Source organism: Wolbachia endosymbiont of Rhagoletis cerasi, assembly GCF_018454475.1.
Lineage (GTDB): Bacteria > Pseudomonadota > Alphaproteobacteria > Rickettsiales > Anaplasmataceae > Wolbachia > Wolbachia pipientis.
Genome location: NZ_JADCNC010000003.1, coordinates 28,735 through 41,536, shown reverse-complemented (window position 1 = coordinate 41,536; position 12,802 = coordinate 28,735). Strand labels below are relative to the sequence as shown.

Genomic DNA, 12,802 nt, shown 5'->3' with positions numbered 1-12,802 from the left:
TTTTTTACTCCCTTAACTAACTTGTGCTACTGACTAAGAGTGATTTAAAAGCGATGTGCTCGGCTGGATAGGATGTATCGAATTCAACATTAAAATATACCTTTCCACTTGCAGCATTTTCAGATGTATTTAATTCTGAGTCTTCAGTACACTTTCCGCTGATAATTGCTCCCTGTGCTTTCAGACGTGCAAGGTAAGCATTAACACTTTCTACAACATTATCTTTGTAATTTTTGGTAATATTTCGATCAACTGCCCATAGATGAGCTCGCAGTAGACTATCATTGATTAGATCTGCAGTACGCCTGACCGACAGAAAAGCCCACCTTTCATCGTTTGAACATGTTCTATTTCCCCATAGTCTGTAGCCATTTTGATGAATGATTGTCGTGACTTCATTTTCATTTAAGTAATTTGCTCTACAACTTGTATCACCTAAGGTAAAATCAATAGCCCTACTTGTCCCAACAATACCATTTATCTCTTTATTTGAAGGTGATTGCCAAAAGCCTTGTTCACTATCTACTTTGGCTATTAAACCGGCTACAAATGGGCTTGATGGTTTTTCTTCCCCTTCAAACACTTTAACCCATGGATCAACTACGTAAACTCTGCTACTGCCTACACTTTTTCTCCATTTTATTGCTTCTTCATCATTGGTATTTGGACCATCTGCTACTATTATTGCTCTTAGCTTTTCCGCTATAGGAATTAAAGCGCTGACCACTGGGTTTCCAGCATTTTCAGGTAATTGATGAGTAAACTGAGGTGCAATTAGTATTCTTGGCGCAACATGGACTATACTTTCACTGCTGAGGAATGCTTGAATACCTTGATACTCCCCAGTTTCTTCATCAACTCCTCCAATTACATTGCTGAGCGTCTCTTCTTCTTTTAATTTCTCATCACTATCTTCACCTTCCTCAACTCGAATCACTACTACTGTTGCACCAATCTGGAAAAATATTCCATTTACTGCAAAAGGCAAAGTTCCTTTTTTTCCCAGTTTTGCCGCTTCTTTTAAGCTTCCTGCTATTAATACTGGACCATTAAGTGGAAACTTTTGCCTATCAGCATCAGGTGCAGTACCAATTACTCCTATCACTGATGATTTAGCTGTGCGTACTGCTCTTGCCCCAGAGGTAATCTCAATAACATTTACTCCATGTAAAAACTGTTCTGTCATTTTTCTCCTTGTAATGTTGAATTTTGGAAAGTGGATAGAGAAAAGGTTTCTTTTTTTAACTTTCTAGAACTTTTTGCATTTTTTGCTTAAAATCGTTGAGTAAACTCTGCAGCTCTTCTTTATCCCTGACTTCCTCAATTTTCTTCTTGGCTAAATCTTCAAGTTCTTCGCATTTGATTATTGCTTTTTTCGCTCTTTTTGCCTTCTCTTGAATTAATTCAGCCATTTGGACTATTGAAATTCCTCGAACTTTTGCTAATGGCTCTACGATTTTTAAGTCTTCTTCATCAAACTCGGACCTTTGTGCTGCTAGAATGTTCTCTGCAGCTTGCGTTTGTATCGCATACGATTTAGACTTTTGATGAGAAGCTCCTGCGTATTTGTGAGTATAGTTATTATAATAAGTACGGAGACTAGAAAGTGCAGAAAGCTTCGCATTTTCCAATAATTCCAGCTCAATATCTTCTTTATTCCTTTCAACAATTTTCCCTCCTTGAGTCAGACAATAACTTTTTTGCCAATCGAAATTTCTTGGTGCTTCGTACCAGCCAGTTGGCTTGCTTTTAAGCGTTGTTGTTTCTACTTGTTTGTTATTTTCAAAATGAATATAAATTGGCATTGCGTTTTAATTCCAGATTTTGTGGGTGGCATCTAATCCTGGACATTGCCACGCTCTTAGTGTCCTCTCTACATCTACTTCAAGCCCTGCAGTTAAAAAGTTGTTACGTATGTTATAAATCCCCCACTGGATAAACTGACCATAGATATATACGTCACCTGAAAGCATACCTTCACTAACTTTTCCTCTGCTATCTAGATAAGATGATGTATACAGTAACACTGCAACTGTTTTTCCTGCTGGAATTTCTACATTACCAGATGCAGCAAATCCGCTACTCGAACTCGTGTATTGGTAAACATTTTTCCATGTTATTTTTGAAATCCTCGATTTATTGGTATTATCAGGTGTTCCCACAAATGCTCCTGCTCCTTCATACCCTGAACTCCAAAAAGATGTACCAACAAAGTTTAATGTTCTTGTTATATCACTACTTGTGGTGTTTTTTACAAATATTACTCCAAGTGCAGCATATGGGTAGTAATATATCTGATTACGACTCGTGGAGTCACTGCTTGTATATGACTCTCCGTAAATAAATGTTCCTTTATTTCCCTCTATAAAACTGAGTTGTCTTGGCCGATAAAAACTAACGTAACTTGTATCGTATGTATGGCTACCAGCAAGTAGTTGTAACATGTAGTCGGTTTTTGTTATATCACTGCTCCATTGACCTAATTCAGTTGTGAAAATTCCGTGACCATAGTAATTATTTTTTCTACTGAGCACACCAAACAAGAAAGGTAATGACCCTGGTTCAACCATATTCCTCTTTTTCACTTCTCTCATAATTGATGAACTGCTAGGCACATCATTGATGGAGTTAAATTTGGTTGTGAGTATTCTTAGCTGATTTTCCCTAATTTTTATCTCGTTTGTAAGGGATGCTTTTAATTGCTCATCTCGAGTTTCTATTTCTCCTATAATTGATGAGCCAGGTGGTACATTATTAATAGCACGAAAATCTTCTACTAAACCTTTAAGACCATCTTTATGACTGTTGCTAATACTGTTTATTGCTGCAATATTAGCATCCTTTCTCGTGTCAAGTAGCGATACATATGAATCTGATGACGCTTTTAAAGCATCCAAGGTTTTAGTTTTTAGCGTATTGATTTCATTTACAGACTCTGTCTTTGCTCCAGTTATCGCCGATATTGAATTTTCCTTATTGCTGTTTATCTCATTCAAGTGCGATCTTGCAGCGTTTAGGAGCTCTTTTAACTTCCCATCTGTCATCTGTACAATTTCAGACACTGCACTCTTATCTACTATTGATTCCAATGCTTTAGCAAGATATGCTAGTTGATCTGGTGTACTATTTACTGCTAAATCCTTAAGTCTCTTTTGTAGTGCATCAATTATCCCTTTTATCTCAGTCATTTGCACAACGTTAACGTTGGAAATAGCTTTTTTATCTATTATCAATTCCAATGACTTAGCAAGATATGTAAGCTGCTCTGGTGTGCTGTTTGCTGCTAAATCTTTAATTCTTTGATGCAATGCATCGATTGCTTCTTTCATCCCCAAAAATTCAAAAAAGTTTCAAAATTCAGTCGTTCAAATGCTTTTTTAAGATTGTTATCTCTTTCACTCATATCTTCATCTATTTTTTCTATGGCTCTGCGAATACGTACTACATCTTGAGCGGCAATATTCTCTGGATGTGGCAAAGGATATCCTCTTTTGGTTTGATGATCTGGCATTTCTCCTGGCTTTTAATTTTTGACCTTTAGGCCGTTTTTAGATTTGAATCTCTGTTTTTCTTACATTTCACATGGTTGGGCCCACAATTGGCATTTATCCCAATATTCTGAATATTTTGCCCTTTCTTTTATAAACTCAGGTTTCTCTACAGAAGGATCGTTTTTAAGTGTCTGTTCAATAAGAGTGTTGACTGTTGGTTCAGGGTCAACTTTTCCATTAATAGACTCCCACAATTCTTTACAACAAGCAATCCTTTCAAGTGCTGTTGCTCCATAATTATTTGTCTCATTAATGTTAGCACTGTACTCTAAAAGCAATTTGACAATTCTTTCACCACGTTGCAAAGCAGCCCTATGAAGTGGTGTATTGCCATTTCTATCTTTAGCATTTACATCAGCACCATGTTTCAAAAGAAGTTCTGCAGCTTCACATCCTTCTTCTGAAGCACTTTCCAGTCCATCGTTAACAACTACATGAAGTGGTGTTTCTCCTCTTTTATTTCTAGCGTTAACATTAGCCTTTGCTTCTAACAGGAGCTTTATAGCTTCTACTTGTCCAGATCCAGCAGCTATATAAAGTGGCGTACCATTATCCCGATCTTCAATTTCAGTGTTAGCACCATAATCCAAAAGCATCTTGACAATCCTTAGGTACCTATCAATACGGCTACCAGTAATAGCTTCATGTAGTGGCGTTTTCCTATGACCAGTATAATCGCTAGTTACAGCATTAACATCAGCACCCCTTTCTAACAATAGTTTTACAACTTCTTCTTTTCCAAGGCTGGAAGCATGATGAAGTGGTGTATCGCCATAGTAATCTTTACTGTTTATCTTAGCATTACATTCTAATAGTAACTCAGCAACTTCTTTGTTACCCTTAAATGCAGCCTGATGAAGTGGCGTATCCTTAAATACATCACCGCTTACAGCATTAACATTAGCACCTTCCTCAATTAACAACTTAGCAATTTCTACACAGTTCAGCATAGCAGCAAAATGAAGCAAAGTTATCTTATCACGGGTTGGCCCAACTATACTAAATTGTCCCATTGATTCGAATGTTTGGTTACTAATTCTAACGCAAGCAATATCAAGGTTTTTCTCTAGAATAGTTCTTATTTGGTCGACTTTCTCGTATTCTCTCAGGTTTTTACTTGCGATAATACTGATAGCTTTTTGAAGATCTTTTTTCATGTACCACTCACTTTTTATTAAAAGTATATATGCTGATAGGTTAATTTCCAACAAATTTTACTTTCCAACTTTATTTTGCGTTTTACGTTATAGTCACTCTTAAATTTTTCACTTTTGGACGATAAATAACTGTTCCACTCAAGACTAATTTTACCCTTGTCTCATTGGCATTAAAGTTCGTCAGTACGTGAGTTCTCTCTACCCAATTTTCTCCAATTGGTTTTCCTGCTGTTAAATCTACTAACTGCCATTCCACGCTTTTCTGCACATATGCTTTAACGTCTGCAGTGCCAGGTATCAGCGCATCATAGGTAATTGTTATCTTAGTGTTGGATCCTGCTGTAATGCTCCTAGTTACATAATCTCCGGACTCTGAAATATTTCCTAGAACTAGCTGTAGCCCAGGGTAAAGAACTGGACTTTTTTTCCCCGATCCTTTGAGCGCTACTTTTACCGTTAATTCTCCACTTATTCTTGCGCGCAAAGCTAACGGCAAATTATCAGACAGAAAATTTTCTTCTCCCTCCTCATCTGTTAAGATAAATTCTACATTAGTATCAAAACCCACTTTCTCCACGTTGGTTAGAGCGATTAAGTCTGATGTATTATTCGCAGTAACCTTTCCAAGATCAATAACGTGAGAACTTTCAGTGAACTTTGCTGCTAAAAGTCGAAAGGTAAGGTCAAAGTTCTGGTGCGGTGTCCAAGTACTTGCATTGCTTGATGAAAGTAATACTCCTACTTGATAAGGTTGACTGGTTACCCAACGGCTATTTACTGCATCATACTTGCCAAGTTCTGCTACTTTGACCGCATTTTCCCCGTCATCGGTAAGTAAAACTATCGCATATTCCTGTCCTCCATGGCAAAACACTGGCGACCAAGTAATACGTGTTGCTGTGCCATCTATTTTTATATCTTTTGGCTCAATATAGCTTTCAGCAATAACAGTCTGTGAGGGCATTCCCACTGCTGTTTCTCTAATCTGGACAACAACACGTTTTTTGCCGTTATTTATAAACCATAAGTCTGTACCTCCTATATGCCTACTTTCATTCAAGGTAAATGTTTGCGCTAAAGGATCAACTCGTCTTGCTGCTATAACTCTTCTTCTTTCTTCTATGGTAATAGTTTTTTTGCCAGTATAAGTTGTTTCTCCATAACTTCCTTTATCCCCGTAAAATTGCACCAATTTAGTACCGGCTGGAATATTTGCTGGGATTTTTATTTTTCCACTTATTCGTCCTTGATTGTTCACTTTTTTTCTACTTTTAATTTAAGGGTTGAATGCTGATGCCATCGAATTTTATTTCTTTAAGTTTCTCACCAACCGAAAATCCTTCGATCTCAAAATCTTGTACTGCTTCTCTCATAAATTCAGCTTCATATGAATTACTTGACAATAGCTCTGTTGTTTCTCTAGTATTAAATTCTCTTGTCACTGGACTTGACCAATTGGTCTTTATCTCGGTCCAGTGATCGATGTTTTTGTTCATGGTAACTTTTGCCGGTACTGGATCAAATGCCTGATATGGATTGATCTTTACCTCACCAGTCTGTAAAAGCTGCTCCAATACTGGCTCAAGTTCATACGGCAATAAATAAGGTTCTTTGCCTCTTTCAACATCAATAATTTCCACGTCTATCGGTAAAATTAGTTCCTTATTTACTATTGCTGCAGATTGTCTTATTCCCTGATCACGCATATCATCATCAAAGAAGGGATCAACAAATACTCCTTTTTTGGCTGTCGGATCCCTTGAATTTGCATCATTACGCAGACGTTCTTCGGCAACTAATGCATAAAGATCATTTATTCCTTTTTTCATTGCTTCCAATTCATTCATCGGTACAGCATGGATAGCATTATTCACTATCTTTATTTTCCCCTCTTCCCCTTTTTTCCACGTCTGATGAATATAGCAAAGCAGCAATTGTCCGCTAGGGGCTTTAGGCATCGATGGTCGCCATGGATGGGCAATTCCTTTTATTCTTCTTACCACTCCTTTTGCATCTATGGTAATTAAATCAAAGCGGGGCATTTTCCAAGTGTAATCAACTGAAACTAAACTGCCATCCACTGCTCCTCTTATTTTACACCCTTGTTCATCCACATCTTCAGGGCTTACATGAGTGCGAAAGCGGTAGGTTATCAGGTAACTGCTTCCTGGTGCTGGTTCTTTGCCGGGTAATGACCAATCAACATTTCCTCCACTGAGCTTGTAATCTGCACTATTTTCATAGATGACATCACCTTGCTTAACTTGAATAATCTCCTGAACTGCAGAGTCAGGTATCGGATCAACAACTCCAGAGTATGAACCATGCGTCATGGTAATAGTTTTCTGAACAGTTATATCTATCCTTTTTATCTCACTAACCGGAAAATCATGAACTTTAAGCTCCATTACTCTTTGGTTATTTGGCTGAAAGGTGTGAAATTCTGATTTAACTGCTTTTATATCTGGGTCTTCATCAAAAGAAACTCGAATACTGTGGGGTAATTCAATTTCATAGCCATCAACATGAGCTTTTCCCTCGTTAATCACAAAAATGTTTGCCCCTTTTTCGCCCTCTTCCCTCTGCAAAAACATTACTTCTAGGCCATTTACTACGTAGGAACCATTTGCCTCCTTGTCATAACGGGCAAGTGCAGTGGTTACTATGTTTGCTTGTGGTGGCGGTGAATGCTCTACCAACACTCCGTTTTCAATGTTATAAATTGGATAAAACTCTCCTTCAGAAAAACGTGGAAAAAAACCTTGAGCTTGATAACCCCAAATGGTGGAAACTTTAAGCCTTGCAGCTCCAACTTCTTGATAATTACGCGTACCAACTGCAGGATCACGAAGATTTTCATCCTCAAGTTCTGTGATGGTAGATTCTACATAATAAACACCTATGCGAACTGTAGTATTAAGTGGAATAGTAAATTCTTCTTTTTCGACTTTTCTAACCGCTCCACGAAGATAGATTTTTCCTCCTTCAAGTGTAACTTTTTCCCCATCTATGATACAATTGCTTCCCGTTATAACATCACCATCGCGGAATATCGCATCACCTATGCCTTTGAGCCTCAAAAGGGCATAATCTTGAATCTCATTTAATTCTGCTGACTGCAAACCTCTTCCTGCTAAGAATAAACTTTTCTCGTATTCTTTGTCAGAGCGATTATAATAGCTATTTAAAGTCATCTTTTTCCCCTTTTGCTAAAATGTAACGACAAAGGCAAAAGTCTCTCTTGTGGCAACAGTTCTGATAAGTGGTACCGTGTGTTCTAAAACTAACAAAATCCCCGGGTCTTCTATATCTTGTAGTTCAAAATATCTCTGTCCAGGCGGTAATTCTTTTTTCACTTTTGTACCAACCATAACCCCTAGTTCCCTTATCACTTGATTTGCTGCGTCCGTGAAATCGAAAGTAAATTTGAGATAAAGATTATTGGTTGGTACATTAGAGGATTTAAACCTTCCGGAGGGAGTAATAAGCTCTCCATTCTCATCACCTGTGCAGAAGAGAACCTCATCAACAACACGACGTCCAACTTCCTTGAGTAATGTTGTAGAAGTAATGAGTTCTGGTGGTGTGTCTTGAGTATACTCTATGGTAACTGCATCATCTGCTGCAATCGCGCCATTTGCCGTACGTTTAATTACACCAGCAACTGTATAATCAATACTTGGCTGATAAGCTGTAACAACCTTCACATCTTTGACGGGATGGTAATTAAGCTTATCATCGGTGAAAGAAATTTTTTCGACTCTATGGCTACTTCCCCAATTTCCATCACCACTGCCCCAAGCAAGATGTATCGGTTGCTCTTTTATACTTGCTGCTATTGCTGCTCTTCCTGATTGTGTAAGAATTGACACCTGTGATGAGTTTGAAAGGCTTATATAATATATATTCAGGATTTGGAAAATTTTTGTCCAAAAAAAATGAATTTTTGCCTAATTTTTTGTTGCAGTATTATTTAAAAATCGAACTGTATTATTCTCGAAGAAAAGTAATTGAATATCAGTAGTTTAAAAATTGCATCTGTATTATTTATTTTTGCTCCTGTCCTACAAAGTGTACCTATAAGTTCTCATCCTTAAAGCATTAATTGTTTTAGGGAAAAGTTATGAAACTAAAAACTGGTGTTGACCCTATAGTTGTTCAAAATATACGGTATCAAGCTAAGAGATTAAAACTTTTTGAATGCTTTGCTCATGAAACTCATGAAGATCTTGAGCAAGAACTTTTCTGTGAAGTTTGGACTTATCTTGATAGATATGACAAAAGTAAAGGTAGCTTTAACACTTTTGTAGCAAGATTAACTGAACGTCGTGCCAACAACTTATTAGAGAAACAACTATGTATAAAACGCAATATTAATAACTACATCAATATTGAGAAAACAGAACTATTTGAAGATGAAGTAGCGAAACGTACTGATGTAGATTACATGATTTCAACGCTACCAAGAAAGATGCAAAAGATATGCGAGCAACTCAAGCACTTTAACTTATATGAAGTTGCTAAGATGAACAACATATCAAGAACTACTTTAAATACTATGGTAAGAAAAATACGTATAAAACTCTCTTCCATCTACTACAAGGGCAAAAAGAAAAATTGAACATAAATTTTACCTTTCCTGAATATATAACATATAACATTGAGGTGAATAAATGACTTTTAAAATTTTAAACAATAATGAAAGACTGAAAACAACTACAGGCATAAAAGTAGTAATCTTTGGTCCTTACGGTATTGGTAAAACCAGCCTCTTAAAGACTATAAGTGAACCAACACTTTGTCTTGACTTTGAAGCAGGTCTGCTTGCTGTTCAAGATTGGCAGGGAGATTCCATTAGTGTTCGCACTTGGAGTCAAGCTCGGGATATTGCCTGCCTAATTGGTGGTCCGAACCCTGCACTAAAATCTGATCAAGCGTATAGCCAAAGACACTATGAGCACGTATCAAGTAAGTACAATGAAGAGTTTTCTAAATATCGATGTATTTTCATTGATAGCATCACTGTAGCATCACGTCTTTGTCTCTTATGGGCAAAAATGCAACCTGAAGCTTTTTCTGAGAGAAGTGGAAAGCAAGACATGAGAGCTGCTTACGGAATACTTGCGCAAGAGATGATGGCTTGGCTCAATCAGTTTCAGCACATTCCAAATAAAGATATCATTACCGTTGGTACTTTAGGTCAGTATCTTGATGATTGCAATCGTCCAACCTGGCTGCCTCAATGTGAAGGGGCTAAAACTGCCAGTGAAATTCCTGGAATTGTTGATGAAGTAATCAGCATGGTTGGACTCAAGAAAGATGATGGCACAGAGGTACGTTCATTTGTCTGTCAGACGATTAATTCCTGGGGATACCCTGCTAAAGATCGCAGTGGATGCTTGGATATGGTTGAAGAACCGCATCTGGGAAAATTACTTGCGAAAATTAAAGCTAAAGCCTTTTCTACTGCTGCTTAATGGAGAATAACTATGCTACAAAACATTTTCACTATTGGTCAAAAAATCCCTTTTTTCAGTGTAAAAGAGTATTTAAGTGACAAAGCACCAATCCCGGAAGATATTATCTACCCGAGGATATTAACCCCAAGAGGTTTATTGGTATTTGGTGGCCCACCTAAAATCGGTAAAAGTGATTTTCTAATTTCGTGGTTAATGCACATGGCTGCTGGCGTTTCATTCCTTGGCATGATTCCCAGTCAGCCTATGAAAGTTCTCTGTCTGCAGACTGAAATTGATGATGGGTATTTAAAAGAGCGTCTACAAGAGTTAAAACTTGATAAAGAGCTTTTGGATATTGGTGCAAACAACTTCATGATCACGCCAAGAGTACAACTATCGTTTAGTAGTGAAGAGATAGATGAAATAAAAAACTCTCTAGAGGACAAATGTTTTAAGCCTAATATTATTGCCATCGATCCTCTACGAAATATCTTTAATTCAGGTAATGAGAACGATAACAGTGCTATGTTGTTCTTCCTGCAAAAAACGCTTGAAAGACTGAGAAATGTTATTAATCCAGACGCTGGGATAATTTTGACTCATCACACAAAAAAATTGTCCAAAAAGATGCTAGAAGAAGATCCATTTCAAGGTTTAAGTGGTGCTGGATCTTTAAGAGGGTTCTATACCACAGGAATGGTGATGTTCCGAAAGGATGAAGAAAATGACGATGAAAAAACCGCATGTCAAATAGTTTTTGAGTTACGCAATGGAAAACGTGTTCTGCGCAAGGCTGTCGATAAGATAGATGGCCGCTGGCAGTTAATGGAATAACTGATTTCAACTTTATTATGGGAGTATTTATGTTACAGAATTTAACTGATTTTAACACTGCAAAGTCGCAAAGTAATTTAATACCTAAAGGTACAACGGTAAAAGTCAAAATGGCTATTAAACCTGGAGGTTATGAATGCTGGCTTACTAAAAGTCCCACTACTGGTAGTATCTATTTAAACGCAGAATTTACCGTCATTGAAGGGCCATATGCAAGGCAAAAGATTTATCAAGCAATTGGGATAAAAAGTGGCAAAGCAAACGTTGAAAGAGAAGATGTCTGGGGAGAATCTGGGCGTGCTATGATTAGAAGTATTTTGGAGTCTGCTCGCAATATTCATCAAAATGACACTTCAGAAAAAGCAACACTTGCTCGTAAACTTAGCTCCATTGCTGATTTAAATGGCCTAGAATTTACCGCAAAAGTTGGCATTGAGACCGATAGTAGATATGGAGACAGGAATAGAATTGCTGCAGCTATTACTCCTGAACAAAGTAACGACATTAAATCTGACTGGGTGCCGTTTTGAAGTACGACGAAGAGAAGCTGTGGGTTGCTGTTATTGAACAGGCTATTTTGGATGTAACAGGAAAGAATAGAGAGCTTAGAGAAGAAGCTTATTCATGGATCCACAGCACAGAATCTTTCAGAACTGTTTGCGAGCTCGCTAACTTGGACTCTGAACGTTTAAAAAGTATGTTGAGTAAAATTATTGGAAAAAAGGGAGATTTTATGGATTTTTCATCTCAAAAAGAAATAAAAGAATTTTTAATTGATAATATTAAGGAATGTGTATCTTACTTACTTCCTGGCGGAGAATTTTATCAAGATAGGTTCTATCTGGGAAATTTAGGTAAAGATAAGATAATAGTTGAAATAAAAGGAGAGAAAGCAGGAAATTGGAACGACATTTATAAAGAAAAGAAGGGAGACATACTCAGTCTTTGGACTTTTGTTGAAGGTAACATAGATTCTGCCAAAAAGTGGTTGAACACTAAAGCTGAAAAAAATTCCACGTTGCAAGAAAACGGAGAAAAAGTATTTTCTGTAAGACATTACTTAAATGATAAATCACCAATGCCAAAAGATATAATAGGCCCAAGAATCTTAACTCCAGGTGGTCTTTTAGTTATAGGTGGTACTCCAAAAATCGGCAAAAGTAATTTTTTACTTTCTTTATTAGTGCATATGGCCGGAGGAATATCATTTCTTGGCATGAAACCTGAAAGACCACTGAAAGTATTCTACCTACAGAATGAAATGGAATACGATTATATCAGAGAACGTTTGCAGCAACTGAAAGTTAACCAAAAGATTCTTGATATAGCAACAGAAAACTTAGCTATTACTCCAAAAACAAAATTAGCTTTGAACCTTGAAGGCATAGAAAGAATAAAAAGTATTATAGAAGAAAAATTTAACCCAAAAACAGTTAATCTTATTGTGATAGATTCTCTCTATAATATACGTGATTATGGAAATAGCAGAGCCATGCTTTCTTTTTTGCAAGATGGAACTGAAAAATTACGTTCTATAACGAGTCCCATGGCTGGCATCATCCTTACGCATCATACTAAAAAAGTATCTACAGCCATGTTAGAAAAGAATCCATTTCAATCTTTAAGTGGTGCAGGAGTTTTAAGAAATTTCTACACGTCTGGCATTGTAATGTTTAAACCTAAAGAGCATAAAAATACCTTAAAAGTAATGTACGAGCTCAGAAACGGAAAACCTATACCAACAAAATTCGTTAAGAACGTTAACGGACGCTGGATAGCTACAGCTTAACCAAATTTCTAA

General features: G+C 37.0%; 13 protein-coding genes. 5 read left to right on the top strand and 8 right to left on the bottom strand.

Features of this window, described 5'->3' with window-relative positions; genetic code table 11:
- Nucleotides 1-16: 16 nt before the first annotated feature.
- From INQ25_RS01025 to INQ25_RS00990, 8 genes are all read right to left on the bottom strand, one after another.
- A complete protein-coding gene (locus INQ25_RS01025; protein ID WP_213862836.1) occupies nt 17-1,186 on the bottom strand; it encodes a phage tail sheath subtilisin-like domain-containing protein in 1,170 nt (389 codons plus the stop codon).
- Between the two features lie 55 nt (nt 1,187-1,241).
- Nucleotides 1,242-1,805: a hypothetical protein gene (locus INQ25_RS01020; RefSeq protein ID WP_213862835.1), complete on the bottom strand. Its 564-nt coding sequence runs from the start codon at nt 1,803-1,805 to the stop codon at nt 1,242-1,244.
- 6 nt (nt 1,806-1,811) lie between these two features.
- Entirely contained in the window at nt 1,812-3,329 is a 1,518-nt protein-coding gene (locus INQ25_RS01015; RefSeq protein ID WP_213862834.1) for a hypothetical protein, read from the bottom strand.
- A complete protein-coding gene (locus INQ25_RS01010; RefSeq protein ID WP_213862833.1) occupies nt 3,326-3,511 on the bottom strand; it encodes a hypothetical protein in 186 nt (61 codons plus the stop codon). The genes INQ25_RS01015 and INQ25_RS01010 overlap by 4 nt, the downstream gene beginning before the upstream one ends.
- Before the next feature lie 60 nt (nt 3,512-3,571).
- Complete coding sequence (locus INQ25_RS01005) at nt 3,572-4,708, bottom strand: ankyrin repeat domain-containing protein (protein ID WP_213862832.1); 1,137 nt, start codon at nt 4,706-4,708, stop codon at nt 3,572-3,574.
- Nucleotides 4,709-4,790: 82 nt separating this feature from the next.
- Entirely contained in the window at nt 4,791-5,966 is a 1,176-nt protein-coding gene (locus INQ25_RS01000) for a hypothetical protein (RefSeq protein ID WP_213862831.1), read from the bottom strand.
- A gap of 13 nt (nt 5,967-5,979) precedes the next feature.
- Complete coding sequence (locus INQ25_RS00995; RefSeq protein WP_213862830.1) at nt 5,980-7,902, bottom strand: DUF4815 domain-containing protein; 1,923 nt, start codon at nt 7,900-7,902, stop codon at nt 5,980-5,982.
- A gap of 15 nt (nt 7,903-7,917) precedes the next feature.
- Nucleotides 7,918-8,580 carry a hypothetical protein gene (locus INQ25_RS00990; RefSeq protein ID WP_213862829.1) on the bottom strand — a complete coding sequence of 221 codons (663 nt, stop codon included), beginning with the start codon at nt 8,578-8,580 and terminating at the stop codon, nt 7,918-7,920.
- A gap of 251 nt (nt 8,581-8,831) precedes the next feature.
- Here INQ25_RS00990 and INQ25_RS00985 point away from each other — a divergent pair, with 251 nt between their 5' ends.
- The 5 genes from INQ25_RS00985 to INQ25_RS00965 are packed head-to-tail and all read left to right on the top strand — an operon-like array spanning nt 8,832 to nt 12,790.
- The gene (locus INQ25_RS00985) at nt 8,832-9,329 is read left to right on the top strand and encodes a sigma-70 family RNA polymerase sigma factor (protein ID WP_213862828.1); all 498 of its coding nucleotides are present in this window, start codon (nt 8,832-8,834) and stop codon (nt 9,327-9,329) included.
- A 52-nt stretch (nt 9,330-9,381) separates the two neighbouring features.
- Complete coding sequence (locus tag INQ25_RS00980) at nt 9,382-10,185, top strand: ATP-binding protein (RefSeq protein ID WP_213862827.1); 804 nt, start codon at nt 9,382-9,384, stop codon at nt 10,183-10,185.
- 12 nt (nt 10,186-10,197) lie between these two features.
- Entirely contained in the window at nt 10,198-11,001 is an 804-nt protein-coding gene (locus INQ25_RS00975) for an AAA family ATPase (RefSeq protein ID WP_213862826.1), read from the top strand.
- A gap of 29 nt (nt 11,002-11,030) precedes the next feature.
- On the top strand, nt 11,031-11,531 hold the full coding sequence (locus tag INQ25_RS00970) for a hypothetical protein (protein ID WP_213862825.1): 501 nt from the start codon (nt 11,031-11,033) through the stop codon (nt 11,529-11,531).
- Entirely contained in the window at nt 11,528-12,790 is a 1,263-nt protein-coding gene (locus INQ25_RS00965) for an AAA family ATPase (RefSeq protein WP_213862824.1), read from the top strand. Before INQ25_RS00970 ends, INQ25_RS00965 begins: the two co-directional genes overlap by 4 nt.
- Nucleotides 12,791-12,802 lie beyond the last annotated feature (12 nt).